At 43.6% G+C, this 18056-nt stretch carries 17 protein-coding genes and 1 tRNA gene; 9 read left to right on the top strand and 9 right to left on the bottom strand.

All coding sequences use genetic code 11. The features are described 5' to 3' along the window. Positions 1–2: 2 nt before the first annotated feature. From NIES1031_RS03340 to NIES1031_RS03350, 3 genes are all read right to left on the bottom strand, one after another. Positions 3–617, bottom strand: a complete 615-nt coding sequence (locus tag NIES1031_RS03340) for a superoxide dismutase (protein ID WP_073548087.1) — start codon at positions 615–617, stop codon at positions 3–5. Positions 618–884: 267 nt separating this feature from the next. Beyond that, positions 885–2462, bottom strand: a complete 1578-nt coding sequence (locus tag NIES1031_RS03345) for a bifunctional pantoate--beta-alanine ligase/(d)CMP kinase (protein ID WP_073548121.1) — start codon at positions 2460–2462, stop codon at positions 885–887. A gap of 151 nt (positions 2463–2613) precedes the next feature. Next, complete coding sequence (locus tag NIES1031_RS03350; protein WP_073548088.1) at positions 2614–3678, bottom strand: septal ring lytic transglycosylase RlpA family protein; 1065 nt, start codon at positions 3676–3678, stop codon at positions 2614–2616. 446 nt (positions 3679–4124) lie between these two features. Between NIES1031_RS03350 and purM the strand changes: the two genes are divergently transcribed. The 3 genes from purM (at position 4125) to NIES1031_RS03365 (ending at position 7812) form a co-directional block, all read left to right on the top strand. Then, positions 4125–5153: a phosphoribosylformylglycinamidine cyclo-ligase gene (gene purM, locus NIES1031_RS03355; RefSeq protein ID WP_073548089.1), complete on the top strand. Its 1029-nt coding sequence runs from the start codon at positions 4125–4127 to the stop codon at positions 5151–5153. Between the two features lie 247 nt (positions 5154–5400). Then, positions 5401–6255 carry an HIT family protein gene (locus NIES1031_RS03360; protein WP_073548090.1) on the top strand — a complete coding sequence of 285 codons (855 nt, stop codon included), beginning with the start codon at positions 5401–5403 and terminating at the stop codon, positions 6253–6255. Between the two features lie 165 nt (positions 6256–6420). Then, entirely contained in the window at positions 6421–7812 is a 1392-nt protein-coding gene (locus tag NIES1031_RS03365; protein WP_073548091.1) for a malic enzyme-like NAD(P)-binding protein, read from the top strand. 160 nt (positions 7813–7972) lie between these two features. Here the strand turns inward: NIES1031_RS03365 and NIES1031_RS23170 are convergent, their stop codons facing one another. Next, positions 7973–8305, bottom strand: a complete 333-nt coding sequence (locus NIES1031_RS23170; RefSeq protein ID WP_084544240.1) for an SDR family oxidoreductase — start codon at positions 8303–8305, stop codon at positions 7973–7975. A gap of 143 nt (positions 8306–8448) precedes the next feature. Between NIES1031_RS23170 and NIES1031_RS03375 the strand changes: the two genes are divergently transcribed. Beyond that, positions 8449–9333 carry an SDH family Clp fold serine proteinase gene (locus NIES1031_RS03375; RefSeq protein WP_073548092.1) on the top strand — a complete coding sequence of 295 codons (885 nt, stop codon included), beginning with the start codon at positions 8449–8451 and terminating at the stop codon, positions 9331–9333. A 29-nt stretch (positions 9334–9362) separates the two neighbouring features. Here the strand turns inward: NIES1031_RS03375 and NIES1031_RS03380 are convergent, their stop codons facing one another. Continuing rightward, positions 9363–10127 carry a peptidoglycan-binding domain-containing protein gene (locus tag NIES1031_RS03380; protein WP_073548093.1) on the bottom strand — a complete coding sequence of 255 codons (765 nt, stop codon included), beginning with the start codon at positions 10125–10127 and terminating at the stop codon, positions 9363–9365. Between the two features lie 568 nt (positions 10128–10695). On the opposite strand from NIES1031_RS03380, the gene NIES1031_RS03385 reads away from it, so the two are divergent. Next, the gene (locus NIES1031_RS03385; protein WP_073548094.1) at positions 10696–11115 is read left to right on the top strand and encodes a pentapeptide repeat-containing protein; all 420 of its coding nucleotides are present in this window, start codon (positions 10696–10698) and stop codon (positions 11113–11115) included. Between the two features lie 19 nt (positions 11116–11134). Here the strand turns inward: NIES1031_RS03385 and NIES1031_RS03390 are convergent, their stop codons facing one another. Then, positions 11135–12328 (bottom strand): tetratricopeptide repeat protein, encoded by a 1194-nt coding sequence (locus tag NIES1031_RS03390; RefSeq protein WP_218596652.1) that lies wholly within the window; start codon positions 12326–12328, stop codon positions 11135–11137. Between the two features lie 234 nt (positions 12329–12562). Here NIES1031_RS03390 and NIES1031_RS03395 point away from each other — a divergent pair, with 234 nt between their 5' ends. After that, complete coding sequence (locus tag NIES1031_RS03395; RefSeq protein ID WP_073548123.1) at positions 12563–13153, top strand: chromophore lyase CpcT/CpeT; 591 nt, start codon at positions 12563–12565, stop codon at positions 13151–13153. A gap of 157 nt (positions 13154–13310) precedes the next feature. Here NIES1031_RS03395 and cpdA read toward each other — a convergent pair whose 3' ends face one another. Further along, entirely contained in the window at positions 13311–14108 is a 798-nt protein-coding gene (cpdA, locus tag NIES1031_RS03400) for a 3',5'-cyclic-AMP phosphodiesterase (RefSeq protein ID WP_073548095.1), read from the bottom strand. Between the two features lie 390 nt (positions 14109–14498). Here cpdA and NIES1031_RS03405 point away from each other — a divergent pair. The 3 genes from NIES1031_RS03405 (at position 14499) to NIES1031_RS03415 (ending at position 16101) form a co-directional block, all read left to right on the top strand. Next, positions 14499–14570, top strand: a tRNA-Cys gene (locus tag NIES1031_RS03405). A 133-nt stretch (positions 14571–14703) separates the two neighbouring features. Further along, on the top strand, positions 14704–15288 hold the full coding sequence (locus tag NIES1031_RS03410; protein ID WP_073548096.1) for a TetR/AcrR family transcriptional regulator: 585 nt from the start codon (positions 14704–14706) through the stop codon (positions 15286–15288). Positions 15289–15393: 105 nt separating this feature from the next. Further along, a complete protein-coding gene (locus tag NIES1031_RS03415; RefSeq protein ID WP_073548097.1) occupies positions 15394–16101 on the top strand; it encodes a type 1 glutamine amidotransferase domain-containing protein in 708 nt (235 codons plus the stop codon). A 6-nt stretch (positions 16102–16107) separates the two neighbouring features. Here NIES1031_RS03415 and NIES1031_RS24150 read toward each other — a convergent pair whose 3' ends face one another. Further along, positions 16108–16419 carry a hypothetical protein gene (locus NIES1031_RS24150; RefSeq protein ID WP_178378032.1) on the bottom strand — a complete coding sequence of 104 codons (312 nt, stop codon included), beginning with the start codon at positions 16417–16419 and terminating at the stop codon, positions 16108–16110. 152 nt (positions 16420–16571) lie between these two features. Then, entirely contained in the window at positions 16572–17654 is a 1083-nt protein-coding gene (gene psbA / locus NIES1031_RS03420; RefSeq protein WP_073548098.1) for a photosystem II q(b) protein, read from the bottom strand. Between the last annotated feature and the right edge of the window lie 402 nt (positions 17655–18056).

Here is an 18056-nt window from a genome sequence, read left to right on the forward strand (position 1 = left end):
AACTAGCGAGTTGACATCTCAAAACGCTTGTTGATTTCATCCCAATTAACGACGTTCCACCATTGCTTGAGATATTCAGCACGGCGGTTTTGATACTTGAGATAATACGCGTGTTCCCAAACATCATTTCCCATGATTGGGAAGTAACCTTGAGTAATCGGACTATCTTGGTTGGGGGTACTCATAACTTCTAGCTTGCCATCAGGGCTACGTACGAGCCATACCCAGCCACTGCCAAATTGTTTGGTTCCCGCATCATTGAAGCGTTGCTTGAAGGTTTCAAAATCACCAAAGGTGTCTCGAATAGCTTCACCAACTGCGCCAGTCGGTTCGCCACCTGCATTTGGTCCCATAATTTCCCAGAACATTGTATGGTTAACGTGACCGCCACCATTATTGCGTACTGCTGTCCGCACGTCGTCTGGAATGCTATCAAGTTCGCGCACTAAATCTTCGAGACTTTTGCTTTGCAGTTCTGCGTGCTTTTCTACTGCAGCGTTGAGGTTATTGACGTAAGTCTGATGGTGCATATCATGGTGCAACTGCATCGTTTGAGCGTCAATGTATGGTTCTAAGGCGTCGTAATTATAAGGTAAGGCTGAAAGTTCAAATGCCATTGTATGAAATCCTCACATAAGTGCTTGCCAACAAAGTATCTATTGTAGAATCTCAGGCACCTATACGCAGTATTCATTAGTCTGAACTTGAAAAATGGTGCGAAATAAAAATTAATGTTTGAATAAGTTAAATAAAGATTAAATCAAGCTAGATTTTGCTCGTATCCAGTCTTTTGTACGAATTCACTAGCGATTACACTTACACTTTGACTGTATTAAGTAAATAATTTTGAACAAAGCATAAGAGATCGAACACGTAATTAAACTTTAGTGTGACAACCGTTGATGGTAGTAGTTGATAATTTCGGCGGTCACTTCTGCGACATCTTTACCATCGGTTTGTACTTCAATAGCATCAATTGCTTTTTGCAACGGCGCAATCTTACGCGTGCTGTCTTTGCGATCGCGTTCGGCGATATCTTGCTCTAGTTGTGCCAAACTGATGTGTGGTTGACCTTGTTCCTCAAAGTCTTGTTGTCGGCGTCTCGCACGTTCTTGTACCGAAGCCGTGAGAAAAATTTTGAGATCTGCATCAGGGAAAACTTGCGTACCAATGTCACGTCCTTCTGCGACCAAACCGCCTTTTTGACCAAAAATTTGTTGTTTTTGGACTAACGCTTTGCGTACCGCCGGTTGAGCCGCGATCGCGGATACTTGGGACGTCACTTCGATGCTGCGGATTGCTTGCGTGACTTCTTGGTCGTTAATCCAAACGCGCTGTGGGGATTCGGGATCGACTTCAGGAACTAGCTGAAATTCGCTCTGACTTGCTAATTCGGCGATCGCGCACTGATCTTCAAAAGAAATCCCTAACTGCAATACTAACCAAGTTAACGCGCGGTACATTGCGCCGCTATCGAGATACAATAATCCCAATTTTGCCGCTACTTGACGCGCGACGGTGGATTTACCTGCACCGGCTGGACCATCTATCGCGATGATGGGTTGGCGATTTTGCAAAATAACATTATCAATTAACCGCGCTGTACCAACTCGCGCTGCGATCGCTAGCATTCCTGATTCCTCTACTTTCTCCAACGGCATCAATGTTATTGGATGCACTAATTCAACATATTCCAGGGTAACAGCACTCGCAGCGGTGATTTCTTTTTTTACAGTTTCAATTAATGCTTCGCTCAAATGCTCTCCCGCAGCAAAAGCTTGTTGAGCTTGCTGTAATGCACGATACAAAATTGCGGCTTCTTGTCTTTGTTCGGGTGTCAAATATTGGTTGCGCGAACTCATTGCTAGCCCTGATAGTTCGCGGACAATCGGACAACCGATAATTTCAACGGGAATATTTAAATCTTTGACTAACCGGCGAATAATTGCGAGTTGCTGACCGTCTTTTTGTCCAAAGTAGGCGCGATCAGGCTGTACGACGTTCAGTAGCTTAGTAACAATTGTGGCGACACCTTGAAAGTGACCAGGACGCGATCGCCCGCACAAAACCGAAGTCATTTCTGCGGGGGGTACAACTTGAGTCAGCAGTGTGGAAGCAATTCCCATCTCTTTGGGAGTAGGAGCAAATAGTACATCTACTCCTACTTGTTCGCACAATTGGCGATCGCGCTCAAGCGTGCGCGGATAACTTTGATAATCTTCATTGGGACCAAACTGTAATGGATTAACAAAGATGCTGACAATGACTGTCTCATTTTCTTGTCTTGCGCGTTCGATAAGGCTGAGATGACCTGCGTGCAAGGCTCCCATTGTTGGCACCAAACCAACCGATTGGGATAAAGAATCGCTACCGCTTAGTTTTTCTGGCGTCAACCGGTTATTTTCTCGGCGGCAAATCTCCAAGTAACAACGCAGCGCCGCAATCGTTGTAAACAGGCGCACCAAAAACTCCCATTTGTTTCTTTCACCCACTCGCTAGTTTATCGCTAATTCTCAGGGTGATGAAGAGAAGAGATCAAAGGTCGGAGGTTGGCAGTCAGCGTATCTCATCAGCTTTGTCTGACCCCCGATCTCTGACCTCTGGTCCCTGCTATTACCTACCAAGTACCTCTAGCTGTACGGGTGCAGTTCCAGAGTTAAGGACTCCTAAAACCCGCGCTGCGCCTGCTGATAGGTCAATAATTCTCCCTCCGGTAAATGGACCGCGATCATTGATTCGGACAATGACAGAGCGACCGTTTCTTCTATTGGTTACACGCACTTTTGTTCCGAAAGGCAAACTACGATGCGCGGCTGTCATAGCGTTTTGGTTAAACCTTTCGCCGCTAGCACTACGATTTCCATGAAAGCCAGGACCATACCAAGACGCGATTCCACTCAAAACGGCGCCTACATTTTGCTTTGTTTGCTTTGGCGCGCTTGTTTGCGGTGCAACAGCAACGGGCTTTGGTGCAGGTTTCCCAGTCACTTCTTGTAAGGGAGGTGCGTTACCGAGTAATCTTCGCAAGCGATTTGTTGCTTGTAAAGCGTCTTCACCTAAATCTTTGGTTTGATCGGGAAGCCGAGTCAGCGAGTTGATTTCAACAAGTTCTTCGTTGTTGAGATGAATCGCATAGCGATCGCCTTCAACTTGTGCAGTGTTTTTTGTCGTTGCGCCCGATTGTTCCTCAGCTTTCCATTTTGCTGTGATTTTGCTAGCGTCTACGCCGTTCAAGTGTAATTGATTAATTTTTGCGGCAACTTTTGTGGCGCGTCGCACTGCACTATTAGCTTCTGCTTCTATGTCGGCTTTAGTTAAATTTTCTTGGGTGGTATTCGTTGCGACTTTAGTCGGTGCGTTTGTTTTAGGACTATTCGCTGTTTCGTTATCGAGAAAGGTCAAAACGGGAATATTTTTGACGTAGAGTGTTGCTGCTTGACGCCCTGCTAGTTGATGCGGCTGAATCCGAGCAACTACCGAGTCTAATTGTCTTGTTGGGGACTGATACTCACCCACTTTCACAGCATTGGTTGTCTTTGGTGTGATTGTTGGAGTTACCGATTGGTTGACTGCTGATGGTTCAGTCGCAGGTGTTGATTCTGCGTGGCTAGATAGCGGTATGCCTACAGCAGTGGTTAGCAAGGTAACAGTAGTCGTCCACAAAAGTTTTTTATTCATGCGCTCGTTGTAAATTGCACTTTCAATCTGAGATCTGGATTTGGTCAAAAGTTAATTTTGAATCCAATAACTCAAACTCGTTATGTTTTCACTTCGTGTCTCACAACTGCAACAGACTACCATGAACTTTTTGGATTGGGGATCAGTGATGCAACAGAAAATCTAAATTTTGAACAAAACTGAGAAACGTGTCGCACAACACAAATGCTGTCACTTACTACGTTTCCTCAGTCGATAGGTAACTTGTTTTTGTAACAAAACTTAATATTAATTCACACTTGAAGGTCTTCAATATATAAGAAAATGTAATAGAAACTAAGCATTATTTGATATGATGATAAAGTTTAATAATTTGATGAATTAGATATTTTCTCGCTCCTCACTCCTTGCCCCCTTGAAGAGTAAAATACATCCGACAGCGATCGCAAAATTGTAGGTATCTTGGCATGGATTATCGCGAAGCAGGTGTGGATGTTGAGGCAGGTAGAGCCTTTGTTGAGCAAATCCGCAGTCTTGTGCAAAGCACCTATCGCCCAGAAGTTATGGGGAGATTTGGTGGGTTCAGTGGCGGTTTTGCCTTGCCAGGAGGATATCAAGAACCTGTTTTAGTTTCTGGTACTGACGGTGTAGGAACAAAGCTGAGGTTAGCTTTTACACTCAACAATCACCGTACTGTAGGCATTGATTTAGTCGCAATGTGCGTCAATGATGTTTTGACTGTAGGCGCAGAACCGTTATTTTTTCTGGACTACGTAGCTACAGGAAAGTTAAATCAAGAACAATTAACACAAGTCGTCGCCGGAATTAGTCGTGGATGTCAAATTGCAGGTTGTGCATTGCTAGGAGGAGAAACCGCAGAAATGCCAGGTTTCTATCAAGTGGGTGAGTACGATTTAGCAGGATTCTGCGTCGGGATCGTGGAGAAAAGCCAAATGCTCAACGGTTCTCAAGTGCAAGTGGGTGATGTGGCGATTGGTTTAGCTAGCGATGGCGTTCATAGTAATGGCTTTAGCTTGGTGCGTAAAATTATCGATACGTGCGAGTATTCTTGGAGCAATCGCCCGCAAATTTTTGCAGGGAAAACCTTAGGCGAAGTTTTCTTGACACCTACGCGAATTTACGTAAAGCCTGTACTCGCAGCCCTCAAAGCTGGATTAAACATTCACGGCATGGCACATATAACTGGTGGTGGTTTACCAGAAAATCTCCCGCGCTGCTTGGGTGAAAATCAATCAATTCAAATCGATTTAGATGGCTGGGTTATTCCACCAGTATTTGAATGGCTAGCCGCAGCAGGCTCAGTAGCTCCCACCGCTATGTTTAATACTTTTAATATGGGCATTGGATTTGTTGTGCTAGTACCACCTGATCAAGTTGAGCAAGCGATTGCCTGGTTTAACTCGCACGATATTGCTGCGTATGCGATCGGTGAAGTTATTCCAGGTACACGTACGCTAGAAGGATTGCCGGTGTAAGAATCTCATTGATTAGCTTGTGCGTATCATAGTAGTCGGTAGTTTCGCGGTTGGTTTCGGTCGTTTCAGGAAATTAATATTAACCTATCGTAAATTCGACAATAAGCTTAGCGACTAAAGTCGCGGCTTCACAAACAATGTCCAGATGGTGCGTGGACTAATAAAAACTTATCATCTGTAGAAACCTATTTTGTGTAGCTGCGGTTTCAACCGCTAAGCAGTGAGGAGAGTCAAACACTAAAATTCGATGCGGCAACAAAAAAATAAATATAGCCATCTTACAGCCATAGAAAGAACCTATTTATCGTTTCCTGCCAAGTTTTTATTAAACAATAATCTGCTCAAAGGTAAAATCTTAGATTTTGGTTGCGGTTTTGGGAATGATGTTAGGCTATTACGCCAAAAAGGCTTTGATATTACAGGGTATGACCCTTATTATTCGCCAAACTATCCTCAAGAAAGATTTGATACAATACTCTGCTTTTACGTACTCAATGTTTTGTTCCCTGAAGAACAAGCAAATATTCTGATGGAAGTTTCGCACTTATTAAAACCAGGCGGGAAGGCTTATTATGCTGTTAGAAGAGATTTAAAAAAGGAAGGTTTTCGCGAACACTATGTTCATAAAAAGCAAACCTATCAATGTCTTGTTAAACTTCCTTTCAAATCAATTAATTTAGATGAGTCTTGCGAAATATACGAATACTATCATTACAATCTTCAAATAACAAGAAATCATAATTGCTTATTTTGCAATCCACATAAATGCTTAAAATTTATCACTGAATCTGCAACTGCTTATGCTATATTTGACAGCTATCCTGCAAATAAAGGTCATGCTTTAGTTATTCCCAAACGTCATGTGAGTAACTATTTTCAGCTACCATTTAAAGAACAAGCTGCTTGCTGGCTGATGGTAAATAAAGTCCAAGAAATTCTTGACAAAGAATTTGTGCCTGACGGTTTTAACGTAGGAATCAATGTCAATCGAGACGCAGGACAAAATATGATGCATACCAGTATTCATATCATTCCTCGCTACAAAGGCGATGCTGTCGGTAGCAAAGGTGGAATGCGGTACGTCATTCCTAAGAAGGGATAATTACTAGAGTTAGGACACTATAGATGCTCATAGACTGTCAACTGTCAACCCAGTCATTTTTCAGAAAGTTGAATTAAATCATACTATTTAGATCGCCAAGATATGGCAATTTGAGGTGAACTGGCCTATGCCAGTTGATTTACAGGAGAATCGCGTACAGAACACATGGTAAACCTAACTCCAAATTCGAGCTTTAGTTTGACGCTGCGGTTGCAGATTCCAAATCGCGTGGGTATGCTAGCGAGTGTGACACACGCGATCGCCAATAGTGGTGGAAATCTTGGTCAAATCGATTTAATCGAACAAACACGCCATATTTCCATCCGCGATATCACCATTGATGCAGCAAGTACCGAACACGCCGAAACAATCGTCCAAGCGGTGAAAGCCTTACCTGATATCAAGGTGATGGATGTTTATGACCGCACATTTAACTTGCATCGTAGCGGGAAAATCAGCATTACGAGTAAAATTGCTTTAAAAAGTGTGTCCGATTTAGCAATGGCGTATACGCCAGGAGTAGGTCGTATTTGTACGGCGATCGCCCAAGACCCCGAACAAGTTTATCACTTAACAATTAAACAAAATACTGTAGCGATTGTTACAGACGGCAGCGCAGTATTAGGATTGGGCAATCTAGGTCCCGCTGCGGCTTTACCTGTTATGGAAGGTAAAGCAATGCTATTTAAAGAATTTGCGGGGCTAGATGCGTTTCCCATCTGCTTAACAAGTCAAGACACCGACACGATTGTCGAAACCGTCAAACAAATTGCGCCAGTCTTTGGAGGAGTCAATTTAGAAGATATTGCCGCACCGCGTTGCTTTGAAATTGAAACTCGACTGCGCCAAGAATTAGATATTCCGATATTTCATGATGACCAGCACGGAACCGCAATTGTGACTTTGGCGGCGTTGATTAATTCGCTGAAGTTAGTAGATAAATCAATGAATGAAATCCGCATTGTAATCAATGGTGCGGGTGCGGCGGGAGTAGCGATCGCGCGTTTACTACGTAAAGCCGAGGCGCAAACAATCTTGATGTGCGATTCCAAAGGCATTCTGTCGCTACAACGCGCCGACATGACTGAACAAAAGCGCGAATTTGCTGTAGAACAAAACGGTTCCTTAGCAGATGCGCTTAAGGATGCAGATGTTTTTATTGGTGTCAGCGCCCCTGGGGTTGTCACGCCAGAAATGGTGCGTTCGATGGCGCATGATCCGATTGTGTTTGCAATGGCAAATCCGATTCCTGAAATTCAACCAGAATTGGTCACAAACGATGTTGCTGTCATGGCAACAGGGCGCAGTGACTATCCAAATCAAATTAATAATGTTTTAGCTTTTCCTGGTGTGTTTCGTGGTGCTTTGGATTGTCGAGCCGCAACAATTACAACCACAATGTATTTAGAAGCTGCACACGCGATCGCTGAACTTGTATCACCAGCCGAACTTCACCGCGAACACATTATTCCTTCAGTATTCGATCGACGAGTCGCTACCGCAGTCGCTAACGCAGTACAACGCGCGGCACGTCAAGAAGGTATTGCACGAGACTAAAGTTAACGTCAGTTGTATAAAAAGAAACTGGGCGATCTTGATTGAGATTGCCCAAAAGAACAAAGTGCGTTGTTAGGCTAGTGTCATACCATTTCACCAAATAAAAACTACAAATCATTTCTCCTCTCTCTGCACCTGAAGCTGCCTATTTGTAGTAAATTCAAAGTGACATCGTGTTAGTGTCTTGCGGTCGCCACTTGTAACGCGGCATCCAATTTAAAACTTCATTATTGATAAGCGCTTTGTAAGGTTGTTGGTCGTATTCCTGTCCACCGCGCCACTCAACATCAGGATGAAGCGATTGAGCCATTTCACGACTGGTTCGAGAAGCTGAAGAAATGTCGTCTGCTGCTGCCGTGAGAACGTGCCATGTGCCGAGAAGATTGACAGCCATAATGTCATTTGCCGTATCTTCTGCATTTCCATCATCCTGCAAAACTTCCACGACGGCAGTTCCAATCATTCCCTCACTACCCGTAACCAATACTTTCATACTTATTTTGCTTATTTTGTATTAACTAATACTATGCTTCTCACTCTATGGATAGACTTCAGTTTCTCTTTAATTTGAAACCGTTCTCTTTCTAGTAAATTGAAACAAGTAAAGAGAATAGTATTTCATCAGCTAATACTTTTATGGGCTTTAGTTTCTTTGACTTATTCTGGATTTTTCTATTTCTCTCTTCGCTGCAACCTGTGTGGCAACGTCGCCAGATGGAAGTGCGGCGCATTCGGGCATTACAAGAATTTGAGCGCGGGCGTAATAGTCGAGTTATTTTACTTATTCACCGCCAAGAGTCCTTAAGTTTACTTGGAATTCCGATCTCGCGATATATCAGTATTGAAGATTCTGAACAAGTTCTCCGTGCAATTCGCCTAACGCCGCCGAATGTACCCATCGATTTGATTTTACATACCCCAGGGGGATTAGTATTGGCAACTGAGCAAATCGCTAGAGCGTTGATTCGTCACCCTGCTAAAGTCACGGTGTTCATCCCCCACTACGCAATGAGTGGTGGTACGATGCTTGCACTCGCATCCGATGAAATTGTTATGGATGCTAACGCGGTTTTGGGACCTGTCGATCCGCAACTCGGTAACTTTCCTGCTGCTAGCATTCTGAAAGTCGTGGAAGATAAACCAATTGGTGATGTTGAAGATCAGACCTTGATTATGGCTGACCTGTCGCGTAAAGCGATCGCCCAAGTACAGCGCTTTGTCCGTACTTTGTTAAAAGATGATGTTCCCAAGCAAAAAATTGACCCTGAAAACATTGAAAAAATCGTTGATGCTTTAACGACAGGTCGCGTCACCCACGACTACCCTGTAACGGTTGAAGAAGCTACAGAAATGGGGCTACCCATTACTGTAGGTCTGCCCCGATCAATTTACAAACTTATGGAGTTGTATCCACAACCACAGGGCGGGCGTCCTAGCGTGCAGTATATACCCATGCCCTATGGCGATCGCCCTAGATTACCCAGTCCTCAAGGAAGACCATTACCTGATCCAGCAGAATAAGTGCTAACGGTTTGATTAGGTCACAGCACTTACGGTGTTGGCGATGGCGAAGGTGAAATCGTTGGTATAGGCGAAGGTGAAGTCGTCGGTGTTGGTGACGGTTCTGGTGTCGGTGCAACTGTCGGCGTTGGTGATGGTTCTGGTGTTGGCGATGGCGAAGGTGAAATCGTTGGTGTGGGTGATGGTTCTGGTGTTGGCGAAACTGTCGGCGCGGGTGTCGGTGAAACCGTTGGTGTTGGGGACGGGGATGGTGTCGGTGAGACTGTCGGCGTTGGTGATGGCGCAGGTGAAGGTGATGGCGATGGCTCTGGCGTTGGTTCTTCACCGCTGAGAACTCTTCTAGCTTCTTGGTCGAGTCGAATCCGAGTTTCTAAGTTCGCAACTCCAGTTGTTGGCAAGTTGTAGCGTTCTTGGAACTGCTCGACTGCTGACTCTGTAAGTGATGTATAGAATTGATTTCGCGGTAATGGCGGAGTAGGCTCAACAACTAAGTTCAAACTGCCATGCAGATTTCGTATCAACTCTGCTGCGGTACTTTGTGTTTGTGGACCTGCTACACCATCAACTGCTAAGCCATATCGTTGCTGGAAGTCGCGAATTGCATTGCGTGTAGCCTCATCCGTTAAAGGTCCCTCTTCGGGAATATCGTATCCTAATCCTCGTAAAGTGACGCGAAACTCTCCTGGCGTATAGTAGTATCGTTGCTGCGCAACAGAAGTCATTTCATAACTTACTAAGCCAGCTGTCACGCCAAAAGTAACAGATGCAATCGTTGTACTCCATCTACACCACATATATTTAAACTCCTTGGTAGCTAATCAAGCATTTACTACAGTAAATAGAAAAAGCATAAAACGAGTAAAGCTTTAGGCTCAGATGCTTTGTCTCTGGTTATCTTTGTGTAATTGATTTCCCTATGTCAAGTCTCTCTAGGTAATATTAGTAATCATCAGTCAAAGTGGCCTGAGCGAGCAAGTACGAAAAAACCGAGGATTCGCATTAAATCGCTTGAATTTTTTGATGAGGAATCTTTAATTCTGTACTTCTAGCTATGACGAGTAAAAACCCTGCGAAGCACCGGCTGCATGATTGTCTCATACTATTGGTGATAAATAGCTGGGCACTTGGGAGCAGTGCCGTTACTATCTTCAAGAACACATTGACTTTTCCGTACAACTTCATACTTTTGGTAGATTCCTAATCTAGCCAATATGTACCTTTAGTAAGTCCCTCTAGATCGAAGCTTAGTCTCTCCGTACGAAAATCTCCGTCTAGTGCTTCTTCCATACGTAGGAGGGAACCACATTTTATACAGGAGATACTAACGTCATAAGCTTTTTAACGACTTTTGAGGTAAAGATTATGAAACTGGAGATTTTTGCTACCACAGCTTTATTAAGTACTGTGTGCATAGCGGCTCCGGTACGCGCAGAAAATCCCGCACACGTACGTCAATTAATTGAAACGCGTGAGTGTATGGGCTGCGATCTAGCAGGTGCTAATCTAAATGGCGCGCACTTAATTGGTGCTGATCTGCGAAATGCAAACTTAGAAGGCGCAAGCTTAATTGACGCTAACCTAGAAGGTGCAGATTTGACAGGTGCTAACTTGCAACAGGCAAACTTGTTTAAAGCTTTTGCCACTGGTGCAAGCATGAACGAAGTTAATTTAACAGGTGCTAACCTTCGTGACGCCAAACTTTATAAAGTTGATATGGATGGTGCGACAATAGCAGGGACTGATTTCAGAGGAGCCAAGCTTTATGGTGCTAATTTATTTTGATAGCTTGGTTAATCAACATTTATTGAGCTAAATTCTGTTGAATCTGTTGAATCTGTTGCGTAAAGTAAGGCTGTAGATACTGCAATTGTTGAGCGATCGCAAGTCCTTGCTCAAAGGCTGAAAGTGCTGCACTAGGATTACCGTTTTGTAAATGAATCTGCCCTATTTGGTCATAAGTATTCATCAAACCGTAGAAATTGGCAGCACGTTGGTCTGTTTCTAACAGTATTTGACTTGCTTGTAAAGCTTCATTAATCTGACCTTGAGTGCGGTATAGTAAAATTAATCCTCGCAAAGCGTCACCAGCACGCGCATATTGTTGTAGAGACCAAGCCGAAGCATAAGCTTCTTGATAATTTTGAAACGCTTGTTGAGTTTGACCTAATGCTTGATAGTCAGCCGCGATCGCCAGTCGAATTGCTGGTACTTGCGTAAATTGTGACTCATTAAGATAAAGTTCAGCAAGTCGCTGTTTAACTACGAGTGCTTGTTGAGGTTGTCGGGCGCGGTCGTAAATGTAAGCTAGCTGTTGTAGATAAGTCACTTCACCGACGCGATCACCGCGCGCACTTGCCAAAGCGAGTAACTCTTGATAACTCTTAGCTGCTTGCAGATAGTCAAACCAGCTTAAGTGTAATTCTGCGATTGTCCTTAAAGTATTTTCTGCTGCTGCGGCATTTTGCTGCCGCTCAAGCCTAAGAATTTGATGATAAACTTGTATTGCTTGTTTTGGCGATCGTACCTGCTGATATGCGTAAGCAAGCGATCGTAGTAAGGTTAAATCAGTTGTTGGCTGCGATTGTACTTCTTGTTGAATCGTTTGCAGTCTCTGTGTAATAATTTGAACTTGGGTACGTTCATTTTCACTCCAAGCGATCACCCCGACTCTTCCTAATGCTTGCACTTCAGCTAGAGTACCCAACGCCCGTCTTAGTCGTAATTCGCGGTTCCAAATCTCAAACGCACCTACACTATCCCCCGCTGCTAATCGCGTTTGTGCTTGCACGTTGAGTTTCTCCAATGCTGCTGCTAAGTTTTGGCGTGCTTGCGGACTTAACGGCTGATTCGGTAGTAGTGGATCTGGTGGAGATTCCTTGCTTTGTGCTAATGCAGTTGAACTACAACATAAACATAATGAAAGCGTCGCCGTAGCGACAACATTACTGTATCGTCGGAACATTCTAAGAAAACAAGCATTATTGCGATTGTGCATCTTTTAGATAGCCATAAAATTCACTACCCACTATTGACGAATAATACTATTTCACTTTGAAGTTGCTACAAATGCAGAGGAGAAATGATTTGTAGTTTTTATTTTAGTGAAATGGTATAGCTCATTCTTTGACGAGTTGTTTGCCAAAATGTCTCCACAAAATAGGTAGCTATGAGTTTTAAAATACTCGAAAGAGTATCACAAACAACATTATCCTTAACAAATACCGTTCAAATGACTCATTCTACAGATATCGCTACTTTAGCGCGGTGGATGGCAGCAGATTTCAGCAATCAAGCACAAGCTTTTGAAAATCCGCCTTTTTTTGCGCATATTCGCGTTTGTATGCGTCCTCTTCCCCTAGAAATCCTTTCTGGAGTCAGCTTTTACGTAGAACAGGCGTATGATTATATGCTGAATAACCCGTATCGCGTGCGCGTGTTGAAATTAGTTAACGCCCGCGATCGCATTACGATTGAGAATTACTTAATCAAAGATGAACAGCAATTTTACGGTGCATCTCGCGAACCTCAACGCCTGAACGCAATTGCCTTAGAACGTTTGGAGAAATTGCCTGGATGTAATATGCTTGTCGAATGGACAGGAACTAGCTTTAAAGGCAGTGTGGAACCAGGAAAGGGTTGTATTGTCGTGCGTAAAGACAAAAAAACCTATTTAGATAGCGAATTCGAGATCGATCAAGAACGATTTATTAGCCTTGATCGAGGGCGCGATCCAGAAACCGACGAACACGTCTGGGGTTCTGTTGCTGGACCGTTTCACTTTGTTCGTTGGAACAGTTTTGCTGATGAAGTGAAAGTGTAGAACACAAAAGCATAAAGAGAGAGTGGGAGGAGGGGACAGCATTGATTCGGCATTTCCTGAAATCCCATTTTCTATTTACAATCGCAGTCAATCGCAACAAACGCGACACACCGATTGGCTGATTTCAAGGTGCGCTTTATTCTGGTTTTTACCTCATCTAATATTCAGTTGCTGCTAAATCCAAAATATATTCGTTACAAGCTACACGCTCGATTTGAGTTAGCCACCTACCATTAGGATAAAGCTGAACGAGTCGAAACCCTGGGTGTTCTGGTTTTAAAGCAAAGTGCGCACTTTGTGGTTCAAATTGAACTGAAGTTGCGGGACTACCTAGGTAATGTACGCCGTTTCTCTGGCAATGAAATTCTTGATGAATGTGACCAAACAAAACTAACTTGACTTGTGGATAGCGATCCAAAATGGTAAAAAACTCATCTGAGTTTTCTAGTGTACTGCGATCGAGCCAATGAGAATTGACGGCAAAGGGTGGATGATGTAGCGCTATCAAAGTCGGCTGTGTTCTTCGACTGGCTAAGTGCCAATCTAACCAAGCTAGGGTTGTTTCTGAAAGGCGACCATGGACGTAGCCAGGTACTGCCGAGTTGATCAAAACAAAGTTCCACCCGCCTTGGGTAAACTCCTTTTGTGGAAAAATATACACCTGATTTAAGATTTGTTGCATTACCGCAAAGTCGTCATGATTGCCAGCTATCCAATAAGTAGGCTTGGCAAGCGGAATCAGTAAGTGCTGCAAACGCTCATAAGATGCAGGTGTTCCATCTTGTGATAAATCTCCTGTAATCAATAGCAAGTCTATTTGACTTTGCAAACACAGCAACCGTTCAACAACCGCTTGAAACGATTGTGTTGTATTAATTCCCAGTAGCTCTTGCTTCTCATCTGCAAACAGATGGATGTCTGTAATTTGAGCGATAGATAAGGGAGATTGATTCATTTTTACAGACGCCGAGTTTTTTCCGCAACTGCTGTATCTCTAACAGCAACATATTTCATCTTGAGTACAAGTAATAACAAAGCCAGTTACAGCACAACTTCCTAAGTACAGACGATTTCTGTATTTTTTGAAACATTAAGTTGGAAAGATGTACAAAAGCTAGAGTGTTTCTTTAGACTAGCGGTAAACGTAAAGATAACTTGCGATCTTTAACGACTTTATTTGTGATTTCAGTCACAAAATATCGGCAAGATAACTTTGAATCGAGACGCCATGCCCGCGATCTGTTGTTATTAGTGCTATATTAATTTAATGAAAATTGTGCGCTGCCTGTAACATAGTCAAAAATAAGTGACTACAGCAGCAACATTGTTATCGGCTGATAGTTATGGCGGCATAGCCAAGTGGTAAGGCAGAGGTCTGCAAAACCTTTATCCCCCAGTTCGAATCTGGGTGCCGCCTTATATTAAGAGCGATTCCTATCATATTTTTCGCCGGACGTCTTGCGCTGTTATTGTTGAATACACAATAGTTCTAAAGTTCTAAACATAAAAATATGATTTGATTTTATAGACGACTGGTCTATTATAAATGTATGGGTAAAGATACGACAAAAATCGCTCTTCTCAAAACAGGTGCGCGCTTCCTTAAAGAAAAGGGATACAACCACACTGGGATACAGGAAGTCTTGCAAGCAACAGGAGTACCCAAAGGTTCGTTTTACTATTACTTTAAAAGCAAGGAGGACTTTGGCTTAGAAATCATTGAAAATGATGCCCGCGAGCACAATCGATTTTTAGACAAGTATCTCAAGGATGAAACAATATCTCCTTTAACTCGCTTGCAGCGCTATTTTGAAGCAAAATACGAAGAATTTGCGTCGTTACAATGTCGTGAAGGTTGTTTATTAGGTAATCTTGGTCAAGAGTTAGCAGATCAAAATGAAAGGTTTCGTTTGCGCTTAGAGGCGATTTTTGCCGAATGGCGCGATCGCTACATTGATTGTTTACAGCAAGCCCAAGCTATCGGAGAACTATCACCCGATTTAGAGGTACATATTCTCGCTGATTTCTGCTTAAACAGTTGGGAAGGCGCATTACAACAGATGAAAGTCACTAAAAGCCCTGCCCCTCTACAAACTTTCATGAGTGTGATGTTTGATGTCGTTTTCAAGCGTTGAAAGTTCGACTTTGCTGAAGATGTATTGCAAAGTAGTAGACCAGTCTAGAATAGGCTTACCTATTGCAATCAGTTAAGAAATAAACGGTTTTAGAGGAAAATTACGATGACGAATAAAAGAATTCTAATTGTGGTCACTAGCCATGAGGAACTTGGCAATACAGGGAAAAAGACAGGCTTTTACCTTTCTGAAGTGACGCATCCTTACGATGTCTTCACGGGCGCAGGCTACGACGTTGATTTTGTTAGCCCCAAAGGTGGAAAAGCACCAATGGACGGCGTGCAACTTGAAGATCCTATCAACAAAGCATTTCTAGATGACCCTGACAAGGTAAAACAAGTTGAAAACACGCTGCAACCGTCGCAAGTCGATCCGACTCAATACGATGCTATTTTTTATGCAGGTGGTCATGGGACAATGTGGGATTTTCCTAACAATGAACAACTTGCCCAAATCGCTACAAACATTTATGAACAAGGCGGTGTTGTCGGTGCCGTTTGTCACGGACCTGCGGGACTACTCAATATCAAGCTTGCTAATGGCGAGTATCTCATCAAAGGTAAAACCGTGTCTGGCTTCACAAACGAAGAAGAAGCCGCAGTGGAACTTACTGAAGCTGTGCCATTTTTACTCGAATCAGCATTGAAAGAAAGAGGCGCAGAATTTACGAAAGCACCCAAATTTGAAGCACATGTTGTGAAAAGCGATCGCCTCGTCACAGGGCAAAACCCCGCTTCGGCTGCAGGCGTCGCCGAACAAATGTTGCAATTAATCGAAAACCGCGCTGCAACTACCTCACCCGCCACAGTCTAAACAGTATCAGCGGTAAAAGTTGACATTGCCAGACTCCTGTATACCAACAAAAAAAATTGCGATGCAAAACTTCATCTTCCACAATCCCGTAAAAATTCTTTGCGAGTTTGGGGACTTACTCAAGGTGATGAAGAAGCAAGAATAACAGAAGCGATCGATCGCAAAAACGCGGAACTTCTTTGAATCCGTCGGTGTTCCAACGCGGCTGTCTGCATACGATGTCTTAGCTGAACAATTCCAGTAATTAGCGATCGCCTGAAAAATCGCGGTATGATAGCACTCGGTGAACAACAAGATATTAATCCCCAAGTTGTTCAAGAAATCTTGACGTTAAGCGTTTAGTAGAACGTCAAGATGTAGATCGCAAGCAATTAGCCAACTACCCTTTGTCCCTGACCTCCATACTATATACACCACAAAAAGCGCTCTCTTAAAGAGAGCGCTAAATTAGGTAGTAGATTTACGAGTGATTAACCACTAATTGTGGGTGCCGTAAAAGCGACAGGAACAGGTGGACCCGCAGCCAAATCTAGCGGGAAGTTGTGCGCATTGCGTTCGTGCATTACTTCGATTCCCAAGTTGGCGCGGTTTAAGACATCTGCCCAGGTTGCAACAACACGACCTTGCGAGTCAATCACCGATTGGTTGAAGTTGAACCCGTTGAGGTTGAACGCCATTGTGCTGATGCCCAACGCGGTGAACCAGATGCCAATGACTGGCCATGCTCCTAAGAAAAAGTGGAGAGATCGTGAATTATTAAAACTCGCATACTGCCAAATCAACCGTCCAAAGTAGCCGTGCGCTGCGACAATGCTGTAAGTTTCTGCTTCTTGCCCAAACTTATAACCCAAATTTTGCGATTCGATTTCGGTCGTTTCCCGAATCAGTGAGGAAGTGACTAACGAACCGTGCATTGCACAGAACAACGCACCGCCAAACACCGCCGCTACGCCCAACTGATGGAAGGGGTGCATTAAGATGTTATGCTCCGCTTGGAACACAAGCATAAAGTTGAACGTACCAGAAATACCCAAAGGCATACCGTCAGAGAAACTACCTTGCCCAATTGGGTAAATCAAGAATACAGAAGTTGCCGCAGCGACAGGTGCAGAGTAGGCTACACAAATCCAGGGACGCATCCCCAAGCGGTAGCTCAGTTCCCACTGCCGACCTAGCCAGCAAAAAATACCAATGAGAAAATGAAAAACGATGAGTTCGTAGGGTCCACCGTTGTATAGCCATTCATCCAACGAAGCTGCTTCCCAAATAGGATAGAAATGCAAGCCGATCGCATTAGAAGAAGGAACAACAGCGCCAGTAATAATGTTGTTTCCGTAAAGCAAGGAACCGGAAACAGGTTCGCGAATACCATCAATATCGACAGGTGGAGCGGCAATAAAGGCAATGATGAAACAAATGGTAGCGGTTAACAAACACGGAATCATCAATACGCCAAACCAGCCTACGTACAATCGATTCTCCGTGCTAGTGACCCAATCGCAGAACCGCTCCCACAGATTCCCGCTTTCGCGTCGCTGTAGTGTTGTCGTCATGGTTCTATTAAGGGAAATAATGGTTAATTAATTTTGCGAGAGTTTAAAAAGCGTTTTGTTTTCTAATCGTTGTGTTGCTATACTCTTTCGCCTCAGAGTCAGGTACAGTACTTTTTTATCGTTGCGACTCCTCACACCAAATGCTATGCGATTCACTTCCTTAAGGCGAGAGTAGAATTTTCAGGAAGTTGCTGACTCTTACTTTTTAGTATTTACATGGATTTTGCTATAAATCAATTTATTTATATTAAGTTTTACTAGCGTTTGTTACATGAAACTCGTTATTATAGACACAACCAAAAGCGCCCCCGCGAGGGAGGCGCTTCTCAATTATCGAGAGCTAAAGTTTAGCCATGGATGGTAGGAGCAGTGAAAGCAACAGGAGTCGCGTCACCAGCAGCC

This window comes from Chroogloeocystis siderophila 5.2 s.c.1 (genome assembly GCF_001904655.1).
Classification (GTDB): Bacteria; Cyanobacteriota; Cyanobacteriia; order Cyanobacteriales; family Chroococcidiopsidaceae; genus Chroogloeocystis; species Chroogloeocystis siderophila.

What these genes read in the sequence shown, in the direction of transcription:
- NIES1031_RS03350 (WP_073548088.1), bottom strand. Translation starts at nt 3,678, where the DNA reads ATGAATAAAAAACTTTTGTGGACGACTACTGTTACCTTGCTAACCACT.
- NIES1031_RS03390 (WP_218596652.1), bottom strand. Translation starts at nt 12,328, where the DNA reads ATGCACAATCGCAATAATGCTTGTTTTCTTAGAATGTTCCGACGATAC.
- NIES1031_RS23170 (WP_084544240.1), bottom strand. Translation starts at nt 8,305, where the DNA reads ATGAAAGTATTGGTTACGGGTAGTGAGGGAATGATTGGAACTGCCGTC.
- NIES1031_RS03380 (WP_073548093.1), bottom strand. Translation starts at nt 10,127, where the DNA reads ATGTGGTGTAGATGGAGTACAACGATTGCATCTGTTACTTTTGGCGTG.
- psbA (WP_073548098.1), bottom strand. Translation starts at nt 17,654, where the DNA reads ATGACGACAACACTACAGCGACGCGAAAGCGGGAATCTGTGGGAGCGG.
- NIES1031_RS03340 (WP_073548087.1), bottom strand. Translation starts at nt 617, where the DNA reads ATGGCATTTGAACTTTCAGCCTTACCTTATAATTACGACGCCTTAGAA.
- cpdA (WP_073548095.1), bottom strand. Translation starts at nt 14,108, where the DNA reads ATGAATCAATCTCCCTTATCTATCGCTCAAATTACAGACATCCATCTG.
- NIES1031_RS03410 (WP_073548096.1), top strand. Translation starts at nt 14,704, where the DNA reads ATGGGTAAAGATACGACAAAAATCGCTCTTCTCAAAACAGGTGCGCGC.
- NIES1031_RS03385 (WP_073548094.1), top strand. Translation starts at nt 10,696, where the DNA reads ATGAAACTGGAGATTTTTGCTACCACAGCTTTATTAAGTACTGTGTGC.
- NIES1031_RS03395 (WP_073548123.1), top strand. Translation starts at nt 12,563, where the DNA reads ATGACTCATTCTACAGATATCGCTACTTTAGCGCGGTGGATGGCAGCA.
- NIES1031_RS03365 (WP_073548091.1), top strand. Translation starts at nt 6,421, where the DNA reads ATGGTAAACCTAACTCCAAATTCGAGCTTTAGTTTGACGCTGCGGTTG.
- NIES1031_RS03415 (WP_073548097.1), top strand. Translation starts at nt 15,394, where the DNA reads ATGACGAATAAAAGAATTCTAATTGTGGTCACTAGCCATGAGGAACTT.
- purM (WP_073548089.1), top strand. Translation starts at nt 4,125, where the DNA reads ATGGATTATCGCGAAGCAGGTGTGGATGTTGAGGCAGGTAGAGCCTTT.
- NIES1031_RS03360 (WP_073548090.1), top strand. Translation starts at nt 5,401, where the DNA reads ATGCGGCAACAAAAAAATAAATATAGCCATCTTACAGCCATAGAAAGA.
- NIES1031_RS03375 (WP_073548092.1), top strand. Translation starts at nt 8,449, where the DNA reads ATGGGCTTTAGTTTCTTTGACTTATTCTGGATTTTTCTATTTCTCTCT.